The 23,327-nt window shown below is 45.1% G+C and carries 17 protein-coding genes and 1 pseudogene; 3 read left to right on the forward strand and 15 right to left on the reverse strand.

The annotated features are described in order from the left end of the window. The first annotated feature begins 144 nt into the window (after window positions 1-144). Complete coding sequence (locus BK820_RS09530) at window positions 145-1,665, forward strand: catalase (protein WP_071320768.1); 1,521 nt, start codon at window positions 145-147, stop codon at window positions 1,663-1,665. Window positions 1,666-1,734: 69 nt separating this feature from the next. On the opposite strand, the gene BK820_RS09535 is transcribed toward BK820_RS09530, so the two are convergent. The 8 genes and pseudogenes from BK820_RS09535 to hcaE form a co-directional block, all read right to left on the reverse strand. Beyond that, the gene (locus BK820_RS09535; RefSeq protein WP_071320769.1) at window positions 1,735-2,784 is read right to left on the reverse strand and encodes an MBL fold metallo-hydrolase; all 1,050 of its coding nucleotides are present in this window, start codon (window positions 2,782-2,784) and stop codon (window positions 1,735-1,737) included. Window positions 2,785-2,967: 183 nt separating this feature from the next. Continuing rightward, window positions 2,968-3,875, reverse strand: a pseudogene (locus tag BK820_RS09540) (DMT family transporter). 312 nt (window positions 3,876-4,187) lie between these two features. After that, the gene (gene hcaD / locus BK820_RS09545; protein ID WP_071320770.1) at window positions 4,188-5,417 is read right to left on the reverse strand and encodes a 3-phenylpropionate/cinnamic acid dioxygenase ferredoxin--NAD(+) reductase subunit; all 1,230 of its coding nucleotides are present in this window, start codon (window positions 5,415-5,417) and stop codon (window positions 4,188-4,190) included. 4 nt (window positions 5,418-5,421) lie between these two features. Further along, the gene (locus BK820_RS09550; protein ID WP_008303345.1) at window positions 5,422-6,387 is read right to left on the reverse strand and encodes a 3-carboxyethylcatechol 2,3-dioxygenase; all 966 of its coding nucleotides are present in this window, start codon (window positions 6,385-6,387) and stop codon (window positions 5,422-5,424) included. Window positions 6,388-6,453: 66 nt separating this feature from the next. Then, on the reverse strand, window positions 6,454-7,269 hold the full coding sequence (gene hcaB / locus BK820_RS09555; protein ID WP_071320771.1) for a 3-phenylpropionate-dihydrodiol/cinnamic acid-dihydrodiol dehydrogenase: 816 nt from the start codon (window positions 7,267-7,269) through the stop codon (window positions 6,454-6,456). Between the two features lie 2 nt (window positions 7,270-7,271). After that, complete coding sequence (hcaC, locus tag BK820_RS09560) at window positions 7,272-7,598, reverse strand: 3-phenylpropionate/cinnamic acid dioxygenase ferredoxin subunit (RefSeq protein ID WP_071320772.1); 327 nt, start codon at window positions 7,596-7,598, stop codon at window positions 7,272-7,274. Next, window positions 7,598-8,116, reverse strand: a complete 519-nt coding sequence (hcaF, locus tag BK820_RS09565; protein ID WP_071320773.1) for a 3-phenylpropionate/cinnamic acid dioxygenase subunit beta — start codon at window positions 8,114-8,116, stop codon at window positions 7,598-7,600. The genes hcaC and hcaF overlap by 1 nt, the downstream gene beginning before the upstream one ends. Next, window positions 8,113-9,480 carry a 3-phenylpropionate/cinnamic acid dioxygenase subunit alpha gene (gene hcaE, locus BK820_RS09570; RefSeq protein ID WP_071320774.1) on the reverse strand — a complete coding sequence of 456 codons (1,368 nt, stop codon included), beginning with the start codon at window positions 9,478-9,480 and terminating at the stop codon, window positions 8,113-8,115. Before hcaE ends, hcaF begins: the two co-directional genes overlap by 4 nt. A 280-nt stretch (window positions 9,481-9,760) precedes the next feature. Between hcaE and hcaR the strand changes: the two genes are divergently transcribed. Further along, window positions 9,761-10,669 (forward strand): DNA-binding transcriptional regulator HcaR, encoded by a 909-nt coding sequence (gene hcaR / locus BK820_RS09575; protein WP_071320775.1) that lies wholly within the window; start codon window positions 9,761-9,763, stop codon window positions 10,667-10,669. A gap of 378 nt (window positions 10,670-11,047) precedes the next feature. Here hcaR and BK820_RS09580 read toward each other — a convergent pair whose 3' ends face one another. The 7 genes from BK820_RS09580 to BK820_RS09610 all read right to left on the reverse strand — a co-directional run bounded on the left by BK820_RS09580 (window position 11,048) and on the right by BK820_RS09610 (window position 18,965). Then, the gene (locus BK820_RS09580; RefSeq protein WP_071320776.1) at window positions 11,048-11,908 is read right to left on the reverse strand and encodes an alpha/beta fold hydrolase; all 861 of its coding nucleotides are present in this window, start codon (window positions 11,906-11,908) and stop codon (window positions 11,048-11,050) included. Window positions 11,909-12,194: 286 nt separating this feature from the next. Next, on the reverse strand, window positions 12,195-13,454 hold the full coding sequence (locus BK820_RS09585; protein ID WP_071320777.1) for an OprD family outer membrane porin: 1,260 nt from the start codon (window positions 13,452-13,454) through the stop codon (window positions 12,195-12,197). A gap of 416 nt (window positions 13,455-13,870) precedes the next feature. Beyond that, complete coding sequence (gene dmpG / locus BK820_RS09590) at window positions 13,871-14,890, reverse strand: 4-hydroxy-2-oxovalerate aldolase (RefSeq protein WP_071320778.1); 1,020 nt, start codon at window positions 14,888-14,890, stop codon at window positions 13,871-13,873. 11 nt (window positions 14,891-14,901) lie between these two features. After that, window positions 14,902-15,798, reverse strand: coding sequence for an acetaldehyde dehydrogenase (acetylating) (locus tag BK820_RS09595; protein ID WP_004729408.1), 897 nt, complete (start codon window positions 15,796-15,798; stop codon window positions 14,902-14,904). 21 nt (window positions 15,799-15,819) lie between these two features. Further along, window positions 15,820-16,617: a 2-keto-4-pentenoate hydratase gene (locus BK820_RS09600; protein ID WP_071320779.1), complete on the reverse strand. Its 798-nt coding sequence runs from the start codon at window positions 16,615-16,617 to the stop codon at window positions 15,820-15,822. A 407-nt stretch (window positions 16,618-17,024) separates the two neighbouring features. Continuing rightward, window positions 17,025-17,693: an HAD-IA family hydrolase gene (locus BK820_RS09605; RefSeq protein ID WP_071320780.1), complete on the reverse strand. Its 669-nt coding sequence runs from the start codon at window positions 17,691-17,693 to the stop codon at window positions 17,025-17,027. A gap of 303 nt (window positions 17,694-17,996) precedes the next feature. Beyond that, complete coding sequence (locus tag BK820_RS09610; protein ID WP_008305495.1) at window positions 17,997-18,965, reverse strand: RluA family pseudouridine synthase; 969 nt, start codon at window positions 18,963-18,965, stop codon at window positions 17,997-17,999. A gap of 771 nt (window positions 18,966-19,736) precedes the next feature. Here BK820_RS09610 and BK820_RS09615 point away from each other — a divergent pair. Beyond that, a complete protein-coding gene (locus BK820_RS09615) occupies window positions 19,737-23,171 on the forward strand; it encodes an Rne/Rng family ribonuclease (protein WP_071320781.1) in 3,435 nt (1,144 codons plus the stop codon). Window positions 23,172-23,327: the final 156 nt, after the last annotated feature.

Genomic DNA, 23,327 nt, shown 5'->3' on the forward strand with positions numbered 1-23,327 from the left:
AGTCGTTGCAAGGCAGATGTCCATGATGGGCTGGGTTGGTTTTTTGATGACTTTGATAACGGTTAATTTCATGGGATGTCACCTGCCTGGAGAATCCAGCCCGTGTCCAACGTCAGCACATGAATACAATAACGGAGAACGATAATGAGCCAAGACTTTAAAAAATGTCCGGTCACCCACCTCACCACCGATGCCGGTGCTCCGGTGGTCGATAACCAGAACAGTATGACCGCCGGTGCCCGTGGTCCATTGCTTACCCAGGATTTATGGCTCAATGAAAAACTGGCGAACTTTGTTCGTGAAGTGATTCCTGAACGTCGTATGCACGCCAAAGGTTCAGGTGCATTCGGAACCTTTACCGTGACTCACGACATTACCCAATATACCCGCGCCAAAATTTTCTCTGAAGTCGGCAAGAAAACCGAAATGTTTGCCCGCTTCTCGACAGTGGCCGGTGAGCGCGGTGCAGCCGATGCCGAACGTGATATTCGCGGTTTTGCACTAAAATTCTATACCGAAGAAGGCAACTGGGATTTAGTCGGTAACAACACACCGGTGTTCTTCTTCCGTGACCCGCGCCAGTTCCCGGACCTGAACAAAGCGGTAAAACGTGACCCGAAAACCAACGTCCGTTCCGCCAACAACAACTGGGATTTCTGGACCCTGTTACCAGAAGCGCTGCATCAGGTGACCATTGTCATGTCAGACCGCGGTATTCCAGATGGTTATCGTCATATGCATGGTTTTGGCAGCCACACCTACAGCTTCATTAATGCCAACAATGAACGTTTCTGGGTCAAATTCCATTTCCGTACCCAGCAGGGCATTAAAAACCTGACCGATGCCGAAGCCGCAGCACTGATTGGCCAGGACCGTGAAAGCAGCCAAAATGACCTGTTTAATGCAATTGAACGTGGCGATTTCCCGAAATGGACCCTATTCGTGCAGATCATGCCGGAAACCGAAGCGGAAACCGTGCCTTATCATCCGTTTGACCTGACCAAAGTCTGGCCAAAAGGTGATTATCCATTAATTGAAGTCGGTGAGTTTGAACTGAACCGTAACCCGGAAAACTATTTCCAGGATGTGGAGCAGGCCGCTTTTGCACCAAGTACCCTGGTGCCGGGGATCAGCTATTCACCAGACCGTATGCTGCAAGCACGTTTAATTAACTATGCCGATGCTGCGCGTTATCGCGTGGGGGTGAACCATTCCCAGATTCCGGTAAACGCAGCCCGTTGTCCGGTCCACTCTAACCGCCGTGATGGTCAGGGCCGTATGGATGGCAACTATGGCGGCTTGCCACACTATGAGCCAAACAGCTTCCAGCAATGGCAGGAACAGCCACAGTACCGTGAACCACCACTGAAAATCCGTGGCGATGCCGATTTCTGGGATTATCGTCAAGATGACAGCGATTACTTTAGCCAGCCGCGTGCCCTGTTCAACCTGATGAATCCTGAACAGAAACAGGCGCTGTTTGACAATACTGCGCGTGCCATGGGCGATGCCTATGACTTTATCAAGTACCGTCATATCCGTAACTGCTTTATGTGTGACCCGGCCTACGGCGAAGGTGTAGCCCAAGCCTTGGGGATAACCGTGGCAGATGCTCAGGCCGCTCGAGCCACCGACCCTGCGCTGGGTCAGCCAGGCGTGCTCTAAGCCTCTACACAGAGAGTTCAAGCCATAAAAAAACCACCTTCGGGTGGTTTTTTGTTGCAGGATTTAAACTTAAACAATCAGCTTCTTGCCTTCGCGAATGCAATAAAACGGATTCATCAGTTTTGAGGATTTACGCATGGCATTTTGCAAATCGACTTCCGGCTGTTCACGGCCTTCATCGGTGAGCTGGAAGGTACGGTAATGAATGGCCAGCGAACATTTGGAATGCAGGTCTTTATGCGCCTGAAAAGCATCTTCCGGATTCATGTGCATATAACGCATCAGGTCCCGTGGCTCATAGGCGCCAATCGGTAACAGCGCAATTCGTGGTGCACCAATACGGGCATGGATTTCCTTGAAATGGGAGGAATAACCGGTATCTCCGGCAAAGAAGCAGTGATCTTCACCATGCAGAATCGAGAAACCACCCCAGAGTGCGCTGTTCTGGTCGCGCATACCACGGCCTGAACCATGCTGTGCCGGAATATAGACCAGTTTTAATTCATTAAACAGCGCCGATTGCCACCAATCCATTTCCACCACATGAAAGTTTTTTGGCAAATACCAGCTATTGCCCAGTCCGGTATAAATTGGCATGGCAAAACGGGCATGTAACCAGCGCAGGGTGGCCAGATCCATGTGGTCATAATGGTTATGGCTCAGCAGCACCGCATGAATGGTTGGTAACTCTTCCAGGGCAATTCCAGCCGGGCAAATCCGTTTCGGACCTCTGCCCTGCTGCGGTCCAGCATATTCACACCAGACCGGATCGGTCAGGAAATTATAGGGGCCAATCTGAATCAGAACGGTGGCATGTCCCACAAACCAGATCTGCCAGTCATCCAGGCTGGCATTCGGACGTTCCTGCGGAATTGGACGCTTGCCTTCAGCGGGCTGCTCTGGTGTGTTTTCTGCGGTCCAGCTATTGCGTTTACGCTGTAACAGCCATTTCAGCAAATCACTGCGGCTAAGCCCTTCGGGTGCCGGCACCGGATTGAAAAACTGGGCACCGTTATAATGCCGGGAAGGTAAAAACTGCAAAGCAGGCTGACGCCAGGCGTGTGACCAACATGTTTCGGTTGGTAGCTGAAAATGCTTAGGTTCCGCGTTTTGATTCATGTCAGTCCGATAAAAATTGAAGCACGTAGAGCAAATCCTGTGATTTATTAAGTCTTCATTACACAGGACAGCAAGTGCCGATGCAATATGCATAGTATCCAAAATTGTGGAATATTTTGTTTTATGTTTTTGTTGTTTTTAGCAAAAGCCAAAACAGCAGGAAACGCATGGCTTCCTGTGCTGTCACCATTTGGAGAAATACTGACGCTGCCAGTCTTTCCAGAAAACATCACAATGCCCAGCATCACCACTGCAATCCCGGCCACCGCATGCGCACTGATATGCTCATGATTCAGGGTCGCTCCGAGTACCAGTGCGATAATCGGGGTCATCACATTACTTAAAGAGACAGTAGAGACAGCCAGACAGCGAATCAGCCAGAAATAACACAGCATTGCCACAATCGAAGACATGATTATGGTAAACAAAAAGCCAATCATGGTTTGCAAGCCCGGCCATTCAGTTGGCATATGTGACCAGATGAACGGCAACATCAGCATTGAACCCAGCGCCGAGACCTATAAGGAACCGGTGGCCTGTGACATCGGACTCAGTGGCGCATTAATCTGTTTGACCCAGAAAATCGAGCTGATATACGACACCATGCTAATTAACATTAGCACCACTCCAATCGGGTTGACCTTACTGTCTGCCGAGTCGGCAAAGACATAACTTAGCCCAGCCACGGCCACCGCTATGCCCAGCCATTGCAGGGCCACCAGTTTCTGGGTTTTTAAAATCACATGGCCAATTAAACCGGCAATAAGCGGGGAAAAACCAAAAATCAGCGCCATTAAACCCGAAGTCAAGTAATTGGCTGCCAGATAAATAAATAGCTGTGCGCCAATCAGGTTCAGACTGCCCGCCACATAACTTTTGAGTGAAGTTTCATCCAGCGGCAACGGGTCACGCATCAGTTTCAGTAAAAACAGCGCAATCAGCGACGCCCCGAAATAGCGGATAATCAGCACCCACATGGGATGGGCTTCTTCCACACTCCACACAATCGCCAGCGGCGTGGTGGCCCAGATCAGCACCAGCAAGGCATAGATACTGGCGGTAACCATCATGGGAGATGAGTTTGAACTCATAGACAACTCAACTAAATTTGAAAACCATAAAATGAAGGCATCTTTATTCAAACCCATCTTGAAATAATGAGGATGACGACCTGGATGTCACCACGGAACGAAGAGAGACACCCAAACAATGAAAAGGATTTTGCCCTTCGAACTCAAAAATAGATTTTGAGGATTCTTATCAACTTTAAAAAGTAAGACCTACCGACACAAAGTCATGTACAAATCACCATGCACATTGCGCTCATGTCTCGACAAGAAAATAAAACAGCCATAAAAAAGCAGACCAAAGTTACCCAAGGTCTGCCCTGCCGTATCGCCGGATTATTTTACCAGCTTACGAAGATCCTGACTCAGATCGAGATATTTGTCAGCCTCAAAAGCCGCCTGTTTGCTGATCAGCTTTTTCAGGTGACGCATGTCTTTGGCTGCATTCACGGTAATCCCGCCAACGATCACACCATCGATGACACCAAACAATACGAATGATGATTCAGCACGCAGTTCAGGTTTAATCTCGCCACGCACCTGCCATTCAGCCGCTGCCATATCACCAACAAACTGATAGTTGATATCCAGCTGATCAGTCCAGAACCATGCTGGGTTAGGCGTCGGATGTTCAACACCCATAACATGACGCGCAAAGATCCCTGCTTGAAGGTTGGCATTTTCCCAAGTTTCTACACGACGGTGGTTACCGCAGTTACGAAGTTGAGTTGCCACATCACCCGCTGCATAAATGTCTGTATTTGAAGTCTGGCAGTTTTCATTGACTTTAATCGCGAAATCAACATCCAAGCCAGCTTCTACAGCCAATTGTGCATTTGGCACGATACCAATACCATAAACTACAGCATCAGCACGAAGCTCTTCGCCACCCTCAAGGGTAATCACAACTTCTTCACCGTCCAATTTGCAGTCTGCAATTTTGGTTTCCAGACGAACATCGATACCTGCCAGACGTTGTTGTTCAAGCAGGAATTCGCTCAGAATACGAGGTGAACAGCGACCCATGACCATTGGACCCATTTCGATCACAGTTACCTGACATTCTTTGAAACGAGCTGATGAAGCCAGTTCCAGACCGATCACGCCACCACCAATCAAGACAATACGACGGCCTGATTGCAATACAGGGACCAGTGCTTGCGAATCTTCAAGGTTACGCAGCGTATAAACGTGTTTGCCTAACGCATCGAAGTTTGGCAGACGACGTGCTGCACCGCCAGTTGCAAGCAACAGTTTGTCATAAGCAACAACGTCACCATTTTGAAGTTCAACCGTTTTCGCTTCAGCGTTGATTTTTTTCACGCCATTACCGCGAATTGTTTCCACCCCTAAATCTGCCAGTTTCTGTTCTGACAGGATTTCGATCTTTGTCTCTTCAGGTTTTAGAATCACATCTTTAGACAACGGTGGACGCTCATAAGGAAGATGGCTTTCATCACCAATTAAAGTGATTTTGCCTTCATACTTGTTGCCACGAAGTTCTAAAATTGCGCTCGCACCTGCCTGGCCAGCACCCACGATCACGATGTTGTTTACGTTGCTCATTTTCTTAACCTTTTAACTCTGCAGATACTATGCCGAAGCCTGCAATCCATTCGCTGATGTCTTCATAGCAATGCGTGGTCATTTCATACTCACCCATTTCGCTTAAGGCAGCGAAGGCAGCCATCCAAGAACGGACTTCCTGACCACCACGGCCACCATCACGGCGGATTTCAGCTTCAGTCATAGCTTCAAGTGCAGCGAAGTCGGCATTCTTGAATTTTTCAAGCAATGCGATATCCCATTCAGCATTCAGAGGAACTGCAACAGAGGTATCGCCCGCTGCCAGTTTCTGGCCCACTGCGATGATTTTGGACTGACGCGCGTTACGTGCTTCAGGTGTCGGGTTACGACCCGCAATCAGGAACTCTTCCACTTCTGGTGGTACAGAACCCATTTGCGGCGTTGGTGGATCATGTGACAGGCCACCTGTACCCAGAACCAGTACACGCTCATTTTCAAGGTTCAGAGATTTGATGAACTGACCTACAGCACGGCCTAAAGCGATGGTACGCTTCGTGGTTGGCATTGGTGCTGCAGCGCCATTAATGAAAATTGGAATCGTTGGATAACGATCAAGTTTGCCGTCGCACAGGAAGTGCAATGGCTGAGTCACGCCATGGTCGGCTTGCATACGGTAAGAATATGCAATGTCCACACCCTCATCGAGTACACGACGGACCAAGCCCAGTGCTTTGTCTTCTGGTACATCAATGTGTGCATTGTCTTTACCATAGTCCCAGTCCCCTGCAGCAGTCGCACGAATACCCACGCAGAAACTTGGCATCAGGTCATAAAAGAAACCATTGAAATGGTCTGGACCAAAGGTAATGATCAGGGTTGGGTCGTAAGCTTTTACTTCAGCAGACAGTTTTTCAAACGCTTCACGAACAGCCTGTTCTTTGCATTTTTCCTGCGGTGAAGCAAATTCCATTAAAGGACTGTGCGATGCACAAATAAGTTTAACGTCCATGAGAGACTCCTTAAAAGGAAGGCAGCAAAGAACAGGCTGCCGAAAAGTCCATTTCAGACTAGATTTTTATTCGTCAAAGAAACCGGCACGTGGCTGACGTAGACCACGAATACCCAGACCGCATTCTGCATTGATCAGAACACCAGTCAAAGGACGGTTATTTTGACGAGATGCCAAGAGCACATATGAACCAGTCATATCTTCCGGCTCAGGTAAGAAATTCAGTGGCATGCCACGTGCGATTTTCTCAGGATCACGTGCATCGAGCAGGCCAAGATTTTCCTGACCCAAAGATGCAGCACCCTTGATGTTCACATTCATACCTGATGGCGCAACGGCGTTTACGCGGACTTTAGGTGCAAGTTCGTAAGCCAGTTCTTTCATAATGCCCACACCCGCATGTTTCGATGCTGTGTAAACTGGACCGCCACCTGCAGAATAAAGTGCAGAATTTGACAGTGTGAAAATGATCGAACCTTCAGATTTCACGAGCTCATCCAGTGCAGCTTTGGCACCCAAGATCAGAGATTTGGTATTAATGCTCATAATCTCATCAAAGGCTTTTTCCAGCTGCTCACCTGAAGTATTGACGATATCGGCATAGTGATCCCAGATACCGGCATTACCCACGAAACAGTCGAGTTTACCGTAACGCTCTACAGTCGCTTTAACAGCACGGACGTTGTCTTCATAGCTGGCCACATCACCTGCGATTGCCAGCACGCGGTCACCAAAATGTGCGTTCAGTGCATCGACTTTAGACTGTGAACGTTGAAGAACGGCCACTTGTGCGCCCTCTTCCAGGAAACGTTCTACCAGTGCCCAACCAAGACCTGAACCACCACCAGTGATCAGTGCAACTTCGCCTTGTAGCCAACCCATGATTACTCTCCTGCCATCTCTACGTATAACGCACCATCTTCAAGTACAACTGGGAATGTTTGAATTGGGTCAGTTGCTGGTAAGCAAAGTGCTTCACCTGTTTTTAAACAGAAACGAGCTGAATGTAATGGACATTCAACAGTACCGTCATCTTCAAGGTAACCTTCAGACATTGACGCATTACCATGACTGCATTTATCGTTCATAGCGAAGAATTCACCGCCATTGTTAAATACAGCCAGCGCTTCGATACCGTTTACGCCACAATCTACTTTTAACGCTTCGCCTTCGTCTAATTCGTCAACTTGGCAAACAAAAATCTTATTCATTAGAAGAACACACTCAGGTTATGTGAGCTATATGTCGCTTGATCAAGCGTGATCTTACGGTTGAAGATCTGGAAGCCGAGGCCGCCTTCAACTTTACGGATCTTGTCATGACGTTTACCGCAGTAAATGACAATGTCTTTCTCTTTTTGCGTACGATATAGCAAATAGGTTACGTACACGTCGTATTCGCCTTCAACTTCAGTCGGCTCTACGATCACGTTACTCACCATGTGAGTGGTACGTGATGGAGGCTCTTCAGCCCAAGCCATACCAGTTTCTAGACGTGCAACACGACGTTCTAAAAGATCTTTCGTATCGTTGAATACCCAGGTAGTAGGTGGTTCAACTGAACGACGACGGTCACGCGTTTGAGCGTTTGGTGTAGTACGTAGCGTGTAAGAGATATCTTCAGCTAGCGTGTCTAACCACTCGCGGAATTTCCAGTCATCAAGAAGCTTGGCTTCTTGATACAGGAACTGACTAATTTGGTGATGAAGTTCTAAACTGATTTGACTCATTTCATAAGCTCCTTCTCGTATTCGTCAGCCGCAGCTTCAACATCTTCCCATTTTTCATGAATCAATAAATCTGCCCAACGGCGGTACATACCACGTGCTGCAGTTTCAGAGAAAATATAGTTAGTGATACCTGGGATACCATCTTCACGTACTTTCTCGTTGCCTTTACCCATTTCCATAATGAGTTTGTTTTGACGTGATTTGTAACCACGTAAAACTTTTTGGATTTCGATCCAGTTTTCAGAGTCATCTTGCTCCAGGAAGCCAGCAGGACCGAATGCGCGAGTTGCAGAGCGTTCGAACGCTTCTTTCACTTCTTGAGATGCCTCAGCATCGGCAATACAGAATGCCCAAACTTCAGTTTTGTTTGGACCACGTGGGTGCCATACGCGAAGTGTTGCAGTACCGTTCAACCAAGATAGTGTTGGGAACATAGTGTTATGACCTGCAAGACGCAGTGCACGTACTTCACCTAAACGCTCTTTAACTTCGTCATAAGTTTCGCGGAAGTAGTTCGCAACTTCACCGTCAACCCATACGTTTGCGTCTGGTTTCTCTGTGAAGAAGAAGCCTGAACCGTGACCACGTGAACCGTATTGAAGTGCGTCTTTAGCTGTTTCCCATACAGGACGAGCAGTTTGTGCAGCACCTAATTTCTTAGAAGATTCATCATCTGGTTTCGCGCCAAGTACCTGGATCGCAGATGCGTGAGAGAACAACGCGTGATATTGATCAGATGCAAACTGTTCAGCAGCAAATTTCCAGTTACACTCGATTTCCCACTTATGTACACCACCGATGATTTCAGTACCACCCGGACGACGGTCAACAACACCATCAAGGTACCAAGCGATATCGCCCATGTATTCTTCTAAGTCAGGAGTCGTTTCATCCCAGCAACCGAAGATCAGGCCTTTGTATGATTTAACACGGTTAACTTCAACCAGACCCCATTGCTCTTTACATGCACCATGTGGGTAAGCACGCTCTTCAAGCGGGATGTCTTTTAGTGAACCGTCAATACCGTATGACCAGCCGTGGTACGGGCAAGTGAATGCACGTGTATTACCACAGTCAGCGAAGCTCACACGCATAGAGCGGTGACGGCATTGGTTTAAGAATGCTTTGATTGAGCCGTCTTTTTGACGTGCCACGATGATTGGATCTTCACCCATATAGGTATTGAAGAAATCGCCAGCCTTAGGAATTTGGCTTTCATGGCAAAGGAATAACCATGTACGACCGAAGACACGTTCAAGTTCTAATTCGTAAATGTCAGGATCTGTATAGATAGATGGCGTGATACGTCCATTTTGTGCATCGACTAAAGCGTCGATTTCGCGCACATCAATTTTTCCACTCATGAAAAGCTCTCCTGTGACCAGTTATGGCACAAAGTAATAGACTCAACTTTTCAACGATGATGGATTTTAGGGCGGTTTTGGGGAAATATTTTTTTTGTTTCAATTAATAGTTTTAAGCAATTATTCTAGGCGTGTATTTTTATATTAAAACACTAGTCAATCCCTCCAAGGCATTTACTTTCTAAATGACAAAATAATCTTCACGACATAGTTGTTTATAGATTATACTCTTCTGAAATTATAGTAAGACATTTTTTGGATTACTCGACGGGCTGATGATATGGAATTACGACACCTCCGCTACTTCATTACTGTGGCTGAAGAACTCAACTTCAGTAAGGCAGCACTCAAACTTTACACGGCTCAGCCATCACTTAGTCAGCAAATCAAAGATTTGGAAGAAGATGTCGGTGTCAAACTGCTACACCGTACCAAGCGTAAAGTCGAACTGACCGAAGAAGGTGCTGTATTCCTAGAACAGGCCCGCCTGACGCTGGCACAAGCTGACAAAGCGATTACCATGGCCCGTCAGGTCTCACAGGCCAAGCAGCAAATGCTGCGCATCGGTTTCGTCCCTGTAGCAGAGATGAAAATCTTCCCTTATGTGCTGCCAAATCTGCGCGTTCAAAATCCAGACCTGAAAATTGAACTGCTCAGCCTGAATAACACTGAACAGATGAAACTGCTCAAAAAAGGTGAGCTAGATCTGACCTTTACCCGTCATAACTTCAACAGTGACGAGATTGAAAGCCAGTTTGTCATTCGTGAACCGTTGATCTTTATTCTTCCGAAAGATCATCCACTTGCGAAATATGACCGTATTCCGGTGAAAGCCCTCAATGGCATTGATTTTATTATTCCTTCAGCAGAACAATCATTGATACTGCACAATGCTATCCTGGACTTCGCTAAAGCCAATGGTATTGAATTTAATATTGTCCAAAAGGCTGATAATATCCTATTCAACATCAACTCGATTGGTATGGGCTTGGGCTGTACCATCCTGCCAGGCTATATCGCGCCATTGACCATGAACAATACCGTGATCCGCCCGCTGGATGTAGAGCTTCCCTTTTTAGATCTGTATGTTAGCTATCGTAAGGATAGTAATTCAGTCGCAGTGAAGAAGTTCCTAGAACTCCTGACTCGCGTATTTTACCTAGACATTAACCGCGACGAACCACATTAATTTTCTATTTTTATAGCAGCACACGTAATTTCCTCTAAGAATACGTGTGCTTTTTTGTTTTTATTTTTTCTGATCAAAATTTCATTTTATATTCATTTTTCCTATGACAGACCACGTCTAGCATGGCTTCCAACATCTCCGACCATGGCTTATTAGGTTTAATTTTTGCTCAAATTAGGCTTCTTTTACAACTTAAGTCTAATAAGAAGTCTAGGGCCCATTTTTAATTTTTGAAATTCTGATTAATAGCTAAAAAGCATTAAAAATGTTTAAAAAACTCACTGAATGAAATGGTGTTCATTTGGCAGCTGTAAATCTAATATTTTAGAAAGAAAAAAAGGATGACCAAAGCCATCCTTTTTTTAAACTGAGTACGACTTATTTTACGCCGTGTACAGCCAGGTAGTTTTTGATCACAGTGTTGAACTCATCTGATTTTTCAACTTGAGACCAGTGACCACATTGACTGAAGATATGTGCATCAGCATTTGGCACGATGTTCAGGATGTCCCAAGTACGAGAAACCGGAATGACCACATCTTGAGTACCATGAATCAATAATACAGGTACAGTGATGTCTTTCATTTTTTCGAAGTCTAATGGGAATTCGAAACGGTCACGGTCACGTGCGCCTACTACATCCATCAAACGGTTTGATGCATAGTCATTTGCAGCAGAAGCAAAACGTACTTTAACCAGTTCGTCAGTGATCAGGTCTTTGTTCACGACAAACATAGAAAGTGTTTTCTTGATGCCTTCTTCAGTTAATACAGGGTTTGCATGTGCTTTTAGTGCAGCAGTCTGTTTTGCACCGCCAGTACCCATAGACACGATACCTAGAACACGTTCAGGATAATCAAGTGCCATCTGGAATGCCAACCAGCCACCCAGAGAGTTACCCACTAACCAGGTTTTTTCGATACCTAATGCATCTAGAGTACGTACAGCATGATCCACCCATGCACGGATACCATAAGCAGTACCTGGTGCAACCATGGTTTGACCATAACCAATGGTATCGATTGCGATACAACGTGCTTGTTCACCAATTGAAGGCAGGTTTAACCACCAGTTTGCAGCAGCAGACACACCCGTACCTGAACCATGTAAAAATAGAATAGGCGTACCTTCACCAATTTCGTGGTAATGGGTCAACTCGCCTTCAGCGGTTTCAATCCATTTGTCTTCTAAGCCAAAGAATGGATCTGTTTGATAGTCAGGGATTTGAACAGTGCTCATATTGCTTCCTCTTACAGTCTTTCGCTTGCGTGTCCCTCTATTTTCAAGAATTCGACGTCAAGTTGACTCATTAAAATGACTTGTGTACACCCTTATATTAACCGCTCAGCCACAGCAAACTGATACAAAATTACGATTGCACCCTACAAAATAGATATAATTTAAGTGTTTGTTTTATATATTAATTTAAAATAAAACCCTACTCGATCTAAGCCTTTAATGAAACAATGGAACGCTTAAACCAAAAAGCAGCCAGAAGACCGACTGCTTTTAAAATATACGGGTATTAGAATTTATGCGTATAAGTGGTGGCAACACGGTATTCTTGAAGATCTGGTTTTGCTGGATTGGCAAAATTCACATCAATATACATCGCCTGTACACCCAAACCTTTTAATTTACCTTCTGGCACAGTGTAGTTCACGATGGCATTCACTTCATCCGTATTGAAGTTTTGATCACCTGATTTGGCATCATAACCTTTGAAATACACGGCTGTTGCGTTTAAGCCTTTTGCACCCATTTCAGAGAAGTCATAGCCATAAGAAACACTCCATGACTTTTCTTCTGGTGCAGTAAAGGTTGCAACCCCCCAGTTCACCAGATAAGGCTGTGGCACCCAGCCGCCAAGTGTTGGAAATGCAGTATCACCAAACATTTGCTGATAACCCAGACCTACGGTATGCGCACCATGATTAATTTTTGCCCCTACTGACAATACCTGATTATCAATCTCACCATACAGTTTGTCACCTGACTCCGAGTTATCAAAATAACGCACATGGCTATCTAATTTGGTTTTTTCGCCTAGCGCAGTTTTGTAATTCACACCCAAGTAATGCTGTTGGTAGATGTCTTGAACATCTGCATACCAGTAGCTACCACCAATTTCAGGCGTGAACTGGTGATCTACACCGGCAATCCACATCCCATCAGATGCTTCACCATTATCGTAATAATTTTTACCCTTCGCAGGCGCAAATAATGTTAAGTCACGGAACTGATTGTCGTAACGGTTATTAATTTTATCAATATAAGCCAAAGTCAGTTTGGTATCTTTAATCTCTTTAGATTCTAACCATGCACCGCTATAAGTAGTGATGAGCTGGCGGGATGGATCAAATACTAGCACTGGAGATACAGGCAATAGTTCACCGACTTTCAATTCTGTTTCAGAAACTTTAGCTTTTAAGGTTGCGCCAACTTTACCAAAATGATCTTTAGATTCTTTACCATCGTGTGGTAAAACCCAGTCCGGATTTTTATCACGGCCATTGAGTTTGACTGCATGTTGCACCAGTACATCAGCACCGACCTGAACACCACCACCGATATCGTGATAACCGGACTTGGCATCCAGAGTCACGCCTTGTGACCAAGAACCCCAATTACGTGATGAGTAGTTATCTTGATACTGACGGTCTAGATAAAAGTTTTTAAATTTGAGTTGAACATTGCTGTCGTCAATAAAGTCTGCATTCGTTGCAGTTGTCCCTAAAGTTGCTGTCGCAGCAAGCATTGCTATCCATAAGTTTTGACGACGCATGGCTTATTCCTAGTAATCAAATTAAGCTATGCCGCTATCATGCTCAACTCTAGTTTTTTTAAAAATCCGACTACAGTATTAAAATTTTTCTATTAATCTCTATAGATAGAATAAGTATGCTGAAATTTGAAAAAGACTTATATCTATAAACAATTAACTAAAATAAAAAATGAACCAGATAATCAATATAAATCCATGTTTTATCTTATATAAACAGCCATTATTTTTTTATAATTTAAAAATAACTTTTTATTTATCGTTTTTATGTTTAAGAAAATTTGTGTGATTATTTTATTAAAATAAATAGTAATAATTAAAATATCTTACTCCATCGTTTTAATATCTTATTCATTTTATTCAAATAAATAAAAAAGCGCCCTTTCGGACGCTTTTTTTTAAAATTTAGCTTTTAACTATTAAGCTTGAAGCTCTTTCGCTTTAGACATGGTCAATGCCAAGTCTTCAATCATATCTTCCTGACCGCCCACCGTACCACGACGACCAAGCTCAAGTAGAATTTCACGCGCAGATACACCATATTTTGCTTCGGCACGTTTTGCGAACAATAGGAATGATGAGTAAACACCTGCATAACCTAAAGTTGCTGCATCACGGTCTGCACGAATTTGATGCGTCATCATTGGAATGATCAAGTCTTCAGCAATATCCTGCACTTTAAACAAGTCTACACCTGTTTCCATTTGCATACGGTTTGCAACCGCGACAAACAATTCAAGCGGTGTATTGCCTGCACCTGCACCTAAACCAGCAGAAGCCAAGTCAACACGGGTTGCACCTGCAGTCACAGCCGACACAGAGTTCGCAACGCCCATACCTAAGTTATGGTGACCATGGAAACCTAGCTCGATACTTGGGTCAAGGTGTTGACGTAAGTGACCTACGCGGTCGATCACATTTTGAGGAAGCATGTAACCCGCAGAGTCAGTCACATAGATACAGTTTGCACCGTAAGATACCATCTTGTTTGCTTCTTCAAGCAATTTTTCAGGAGATGCCATGTGAGCAAGCATTAAGAAGCCAACTGTGTCCATTTCTAATTTACGTGCAGCGGTGATGTGCTGTTCAGAACAGTCCGCTTCAGTACAATGAGTCGCCACACGAATGGTAGAAACACCAATTTCATGCGCCATTTTCAAATGATCAACCGTACCGATACCTGGTAAAAGTAATGCAGAAATTTTTGCATTCTTCATACGTGGCACAACAGCAGACAGGTATTCTTCGTCAGTTGCAGCAGCAAAACCGTAGTTCACTGATGAACCACCCAGGCCGTCACCATGCGTTACTTCAATTAAAGGTACGCCTGCATCATCAAGTGCGGTTGAAATGGCAATCATTTGCTCAACGGTGGTTTGATGGCGCTGCGGGTGCATACCATCACGCAAAGTCATATCATGAACAATAATCTTAGACATGTGGTTGCTCCTTAAGCTTCTTCTTTGTTGAATACGTGTTCAGCGAACATTTCTGCAGTACGTGCAGCTGCTGCTGTCATAATGTCTAAATTACCTGCATATTTAGGTAAGAAGTCACCAAGACCTTCTACTTCCAGGAAGATAGAAACACGGTTACCGTCAAAAATAGGACCGTTTACTAATTTGTAACCTGGTACATATTTTTGAACTTCCTTGATCATCGCATGCACAGATTCAGTGATTGCTGCCTGATCCGGCTCGCCTTCAACCAAGCAGTGAACAGTGTCACGCATCATCAGTGGTGGCTCAGCCGGGTTAATGATGATGATCGCTTTACCTTGTTTCGCACCGCCAACTTTCTCAATTGCGCCTGCAGTTGTACGTGTAAACTCATCAATGTTTTTACGCGTACCAGGACCAACTGACTTCGTTGATACAGTTGCAATGATTTCACCGTATTCAACAGGTTGAACGCGAGAAACCGCAGCAACCATTGGAATTGTTGCCTGACCACCACAAGTCACCATGTTTACGTTTGGCACTTCGCCAGCCGCAAGCAATGCTTCAAGGTTTACAGGTGGTACGCAGAATGGACCAATCGCCGCAGGCGTTAAGTCAATCATGAGCACGCCAAGTTCGTTTAACTTGCGGCTGTTTTCAGCGTGTACGTATGCAGATGTTGCGTCGAATGCAATTTTGATGTCATCTTCAAGAACGTGAGGAAGAAGACCATCTACACCTTCAGCAGTAGTTTTTAAACCCATTTTCGCTGCACGCGCAAGACCTTCAGAAGTTGGGTCAATACCCACCATCCATACTGGTTCTAACCATTCGCTGCGTTGTAACTTGTAAAGCAAATCCGTACCAATATTACCTGGACCGATCATTGCACATTTAATCTTTTTCATGAATGTACTCTCAATATTCGATTATTCAGCAGCGAATGCAGCGGTTACTGAACCGAAGCCTTCAATTTCAACCTTGAATTCATCACCTGGTTGCGCCACAACCATTGGACCTAAGGCACCCGTCAAGATGATGTCGCCTTTTAACAGCGGACGGCCACGACGTACCATTTCGTCAGCCAACCAAGCTGCGGCATTCAACGGGTTTGCAAGACATGCTTTACCTACGCCTTGAGACACCACTTCACCTGCGCGAGTCATGGTCATTTTGCAATTTACAAGATCAAGGTTGTCGAGTTTCACAGGACGTGAACCCAATACAAAAGCCGCTGAAGATGCGTTATCTGCAACGGTGTCGATTAAACTGATTTTCCAGTTTTCGATACGGCTATCGACCACTTCTACAGCAGGAAGTGCATAGTCAGTTGCACTAATGATGTCTGCATAAGTGTGTTTTGCTTTAGTCAGATCTTCTTTGATGACCAAGGCGATTTCAGCTTCAACTTTCGGTTGAATCAGCAAACCTGCAGGGATTGCTTCACCATCGCCATAGGCCATGTCGGCAAACAGCATACCGAAGTCAGGCTGATCTACGCCAAGCTGTGCTTGAACCACTTTCGATGTCAAACCAATTTTACGACCGACCAGACGGCGGCCTTCAGACAATGCACGTGCTGTATTCACTTCCTGAACGGCATAGGCGATATCCACGTCAGCACTCTCGCCACCCAGCTGTGGGCGAATCGGTGTGATCGCAGTTTTTGATAATTCAGCGCTACGGAGTGCTTGAGCAACTGATTCAACGACAGCAGAATTCGACATCAATGTTTCCTTAAACTGCAAAAATGAGGTTTATGCTGGAATCCAGAACCGAGCCAGACCAAGAGCAAAAAACGTTCTGCAATTTGGAAAAGTGGCGGATTCTGAAAAGAGCATAAAAATAAACAGTCTAAGAATCGGAAAATTAATGAATGAATGCCAATAGTTATTTTATTTTTCGCTATAGCTAATAGCTATAAATATCTCTCATGTTAATTCATATAAAACAATAATTTGATTAATTTTAATAGAAAAATACCGAGTGAAATTCTCAACAATTCTGGTCGTTCAAATTGATCAAGTTTGCAGCTTTAGACTAAAAGATTAGACTAAATGCACGAATTTAATTCAATGACAGACATTTAAACTGTATAAATTGTCTGTCATTTGATAAAACCCAGCATACTGAATTAAATCGCTTCCTTCCATTGGACTTTAGCCAATAAAAACTCATGTAAGCTGCTGACATCATTCACAATCGACAGCGGATTAAAATTCGCTAAAGTCTCTGACGTATGCACACCATAACTTACGCCTACACTTGGCATGACAATATTCAGCGCCATTTCCAGGTCATAAGAGGTATCCCCCACCATAATCGCTTCATGGGCATGTACACCAGTTTCTGCCAGAATTTCCTCTAACATTAATGGGTGAGGCTTAGAACGAGTTTCACTGGCAGCACGAGTCGCATGAAATAATTCCAGACTATTGGTCTGCTTTAATACACGGTCCAACCCTTTACGGCTTTTACCTGTAGCGACAGCCAGTTTAATCCCTTGATCTTTTAATGCGTATAGCATCTCAGATACACCTTCAAACCAGGCATCCTCAACCGAGTTCGCTACATAATGTTCTGAATAAGCCTGCAAAATATCCGCATGCAATTCTGGCACAGCTGGGAATAATCGTTGCGCGACTTCCGGCAGACCTAAACCGATAATGCTTTTGGCATCAGCATCGGTCAGCGGTTGATTAAATTGCTGCGCGGCAAACTGCAGGCTAGCCACAATTTGAGCAACTGAATCAAACAAAGTGCCATCCCAATCAAAAATGACCAGTTTTACAGGTGAGTTCATAAAGATTTCCTAGATTTGATTCAGCTTTTAGAGTCCTCTCCTATCAGGAGAAGAGCAGCACTGCTGCACAAGGGAGAGACGTATTAAATTAATTAATCACCACAATTGACTTCAATAAGCAGCTACTTTTCGCATAGGTATTATCTACTTTTCAAGGATGAAAAGTAGCAAAAATCCTTTGTTACTCTGATGGCACTTCCCTATGCCACAGAGTAACGGCGACATCCATGTCGCCTGTCATCTATTTAGATGAGAAACCTAGCCTCTAAATCGTCATAAATAAAGAGACATAAGAAGTTTAACTTACTCATCATCTTCCGCAGGTGTGACTACCTTATCCGCTTTTTGCGCGCGAAGCTGTGCAACCAGACTCTGCATATCTTCAGGTAAAGGTGCCTCAATGGTTGGATAGCCTGGAATTTCCAGACGCATGGCATGCAGACATAAACGGCGTGGTTTTGGCCCACGATACTCCGTCTCATGACCATACTTTTCATCACCCACCAGCGGATGACCAATGCTTAAACCATGTACACGAATCTGATGGGTACGACCTGACAATGGCGATGCATAGACCAGCGTTGCATGCATAAAGCGTTCTGCTACATTCCACTGAGTTTTCGAATCCTTACCTTCTTTAGAAACACGGACACGACGTTCACCATTAGACAGCTCATAACGGTGTAAAGGTGCATCAATAAGTTGCTTATCCAGACTTACTTGCCCTTTCACGACTGCCGCATAAGTTTTTTTAATTTTATGCTCACGTAATAAATCTTGCAGGGTTTTAAGCACACTACGTTTTTTCGAGATCATCACCAGACCGGATGTATCACGGTCAATACGATGAATCAGCTCCAAGTATTTTTTACCCGTTGCAGCACGCAGACCTTCGATCAGGCCATAGGCCACACCACTACCGCCATGTACCGCAATCCCGGAAGGTTTATTGACAACCATCAAGCCTTCATCTTCATAGATTACACGTGCCAACAGACCTTGAGCGACCTTGTCAGAAACCGGTGCAGCAGATTCATCTTTTTGTTCATAACGTATTGGTGCCACACGGATTTGATCACCAATGGCCAGTTTAGTTTCTGCCTTAATTCGTTTTTTATTGACGCGAACCTGGCCTTCACGAATCAAACGATAGATGCGGCTTTTTGGTACACCTTTTAGACGGCTAAACAGGAAATTATCGATTCGCTGTCCATCTTGATGCTCATCCACCTCAAACCACGTGACGTTTTGCCATTGTTGCGTAGAATTCATACAGTTACTATGACCTAAAAATTGATTGAAATTGATTAATAAATGACCACTTAGGCTATGCTTTACACAAGAAACATAAGCTTAGCCCATAGGCAGATGATTCAAGGTTTGATATAGTCAGCGCACGGAAACCATCGTTTGTGAGTAAAAGTTGGTGCATGACAGATTTATTTCTGTACATGATCATTCAATTAAACCCTCACATAATACGGGAAGGTCCCAAAAGAATTATGCCGACGCCGAAGGCTTATTATATCGGCAAAAAAGCAAACTGTTGCGTTTAATTGTACCTCAGGTACATAAATCAGTTTGTCTGAAAAAATATGTCGCCAACCTAGTTGGCTTTTAAACGTAAACTGATACACATCAGATTAGTCGCACCCTGAAGACGACTTCAGGCTACAGCGTTTGATGCATTGGATCTGCACAGTTTGTAAAGGTACGACGATAATTCCGTATCAAGACACTCTATCTATAAAGAAGGGATGATCTTCGAGCAATGTGACAGTGAAAGTTACTCACATCCAATGCACCGCTCGTCCGCCAGTGAAGCGTTCAGGTGACTTTAATCGTTTAAAGATTGAAGCCGTATTGCCATCATCAATATGTGAATCAAAACCAAAGCTGATCTATATCAAAATAGACGCTGGGAATAAAAGACTCAAACCACAATGAAATTCATTGCAGATTTGAGCCATTGATCCGTGATGTGTGATGTTCGCTACGTGTATAGCGATTTTTTGCTGTGTATCACTATAAGGTGTAACACCCATGAAACGTATGTTGATTAATGCAACACATGCCGAAGAGATTCGCGTTGCACTTGTCACTGGTCAGCGTCTTTACGATTTCGATTTAGAGAATCGTACCCGTGAACAAAAGAAATCTAATATCTATAAAGGTCACGTGACTCGCGTAGAACCTTCTTTAGAAGCTGTATTTGTTGAATACGGTGCGGGTCGTCAAGGTTTCTTGTCGATGCGTGAAATTGCCAATACTTACTACAAAGCAGATCCTCGCCAAACTTCGAATATCCGCGAACTGATCACTGAAGGCACCGAGCTTCTGGTTCAGGTAGAAAAAGAAGAACGTGGCAATAAAGGTGCTGCCCTTTCTACTTTTATTTCTCTTGCTGGCCGTTATCTGGTATTGATGCCAAACAATCCAAAAGGTGGGGGTATCAGCCGTCAGATTTCTGGTTCAGTGCGTGAAGAGCTGAAAGAGATGCTGGCCTCTTTAAATGTACCGCGTGGTATGAGCGTGATTGTACGTACTGCAGGGATCGGCCGCTCTCAAGAAGAACTGCAACTTGATCTTCAACACTTGCTTGACCTTTGGGCGCAAATCCAAAGCACTGCAAGCTCTGGTCCATCACCAATGCTGGTTCATCAAGAAGCTGGCGTGGTGACACGTGCCATCCGTGATTATTTACGTGATGACGTTGCTGAAATTCTGATTGACTCTGAACAAGCCTATAACGAAGCATACAACTTCGTAAAAGCGGTCATGCCACGTCAATTAGACAAGCTCAAAACCTATACTTTAAATGAGCCTTTGTTTGCGCATTTTGGTATCGAAAGCCAGATCCAAACGGCTTATGAACGCGAAGTAAAACTTCCTTCAGGTGGCTCAATCGTGATTGACCAAACTGAAGCATTGGTATCGATCGACATCAACTCGGCAAAATCGACTCGTGGTCAGGATGTTGAAGATACCGCGTTAAATACCAACCTTGAAGCTGCTGAAGAAATTGCACGCCAGTTACGTTTACGTGATATTGGTGGCTTAGTCGTGATCGACTTTATCGATATGACCAAAGACCGCAACCAGCGCATGGTTGAAGCAAAACTGCGTGAAGCAACCCAAAGTGACCGCGCACGTATCCAGTTTGGTCAATTGTCACGTTTTGGCCTGATGGAAATGAGTCGTCAACGCTTACGTCCTTCGCTTGAAGAAGCCACTGGTTATGTCTGCCCACGCTGTCATGGCACAGGTATGGTGCGTGACCTGCGTTCTTTATCACTTTCAATCATGCGTAAAGTGGAAGAAATTGCTCTGCGTGAACGTCATGGTGAAGTTCAGGTTGAAGTACCGGTTGAAATCGCTGCATTCTTATTGAATGAAAAGCGTCACAGCCTGGTTTACTTAGAACAGACTTCAAGTACACGTGTGACTGTATTGCCGCACCCGCACCTGGAAACGCCGCATTACGAGATTTCTTATAATCCTGAAGGTTTCGCACCAACTAGCTATGAACGCACTGAAGCAACACGTTCAAGTGAAAAAGAACTGGGTTATGAGTCTTCTGAGTGGCATTTAGAAGAAGAACAACATACGCATGCAGCTGCACCAGCGCCTGCTCAACAACAAAACAATGGCAGAAACAATAAACGCCGTAATAATCAACATCAAAACCAGCAAAATCAGAACCAGACTGCACAGCAAGCGCCGGTTGCCCAACAGGCACCTGCCCAGGTTGCTGCACCTGCTGCCAGCCCATGTGCTTGGTTAGAAAACCTGTTTGTACAAAAGCAGGCTGCAACTGTAGATCAATCTCGCACTGCCAATAATGCAGCTGCTGCGATTGAACAGCTGGTAAATAACGGCGCAGTCAGCCGTGGTCAGTTCGGCCAGGTTACATCACCTGTTGCACAGCAGGCGCCGCAGCACGTCCCACAACAAGTTACTACACCAAGTAGCAATGCTTACCTTGCGCCATCAACTGTGGCACATAAGCCAGAGCGTGATCAGGCTGAAAAGGCTGAACGTGAAGAAAAATCACAACGCAGCCATAAAAAACAGCGCAACAACAAGCACAAAGAGCAACGCGAGCCACAACAACATGACAATGCACCACAACAAGTGCATGAAGAAGTAGTTCAGTTGTCTCGCCAGGAACAGCGTCAAGAACAGCGTGAGCAAAAGCGTAAGAACCCGCGCCATCAGCAAGAGCACAACCAGGATGCTCAAGCTGAACAGCAAAATGCTGTACCACGTCGTGACCGTCGCAACCAGCAACGTCCAGAACGCCCAAATCGTCACCGCGATCAAAGCGTACTGAATGAGCAACCGGCTGCTCCTCAAGCACCTGTTCAAGTTGAGGCTCCAGCAGCTAATGAACGTCAAGTACGCGTAGAGCTGATTGATGCACCGCGTCAGGACGTTACACCAACGGCTATGATGGTGAATGTCGATCAAGGCCAAAGTGAAATCGTAGCGCTGAACGGTACAGCACCTGTAGTGGCTACTCCGACTGAAGAAACTGCACCTGAAAAGGCACCAGCCATAGCAACGATGGCAGCAAAACTGGAAGAGAAAACTGAAGCGGTTGATCTGACTGAAGCCCCTGCTCCAGCAGCAGCGCTTGAACAAGTAACGCCGAAAGCTGAAAAGTCTCGTGCCAGCAATGACCCACGTCAACGTCGTCGTGACCGTCGTGCGGCACAAGGTCAGCAGGCTCAGGCCGCTCAGCTTCGTCCTTCACAAGTACCGACACTTGGTCAGTACACCGTAGGCAGCCTGATCCGTCAGGTGTACGGTGAAGACTGTTCAGTACTGATTGAGCAGTTCGGCCTGATGGCGACCTTCAACCGTGCACTGGACAAGTTCACGCAGCAATACAATGAAACTGTTGTTGTAGCAGTGACTGCCGAGAAAAAACCGGTGACGCGTGATGTGGAAGTGAATAAGGCTCAGCCTGAACCAGAACCCGCTCCAGTACTGGATCTGACTCCACCAAAACCTGTGTCAGAAAAGCGTGTAGCTAACGATCCTCGCGAGCGTCGTCGTCTGGCAAAACTTGCTGCGGAACAGGCACTTGTACAAGCAAAACAGGCAGCTCAACCGGAAGAAAAACCGACTGAACCCGCTGCTGAAGCTCAGGCGGTGGCAGCACAACAAGCTGAAACGATTGAAGTTCTAAGAACTGATGAGCCTGTTAAACCTTTAGTTGCTGATCAACCCGAGACTGCAGTAACAGCAGCTCAAACTGAGCCAGAAGCTACAGAACAGCCTGAAAATGCACCTGTTACAGCTAAAGCACCAGTTGTTGCCGCTGAAGAAGAAGCATCAGCCGCTGAAAATGCAGCTGAAGCAAAAGCAGAAACAGTGGAAACAGAAGCGGAAAAAGCAGAGAAATCTCCTGCCCGTCCACGTCGCCCACGTGGCCGTCCACCGAAAAAAGCCAATACTGCAACTGAGTCATAATTCGCCCAATTGCAGTAACTTAAAAAAACCTAGTCATTTCGGTGACTAGGTTTTTTTTGCTAGATTTTGTCAAATTAGGTTGATTACTCTTTAAATCAACCATTAAAACTACAACGGACAGTTATTGCATATTCAGTGCACGTATCGGATACGTAA

The organism is Acinetobacter sp. LCT-H3 (genome assembly GCF_001866125.1).
In the GTDB taxonomy this organism is placed as follows: Bacteria; Pseudomonadota; Gammaproteobacteria; order Pseudomonadales; family Moraxellaceae; genus Acinetobacter; species Acinetobacter schindleri.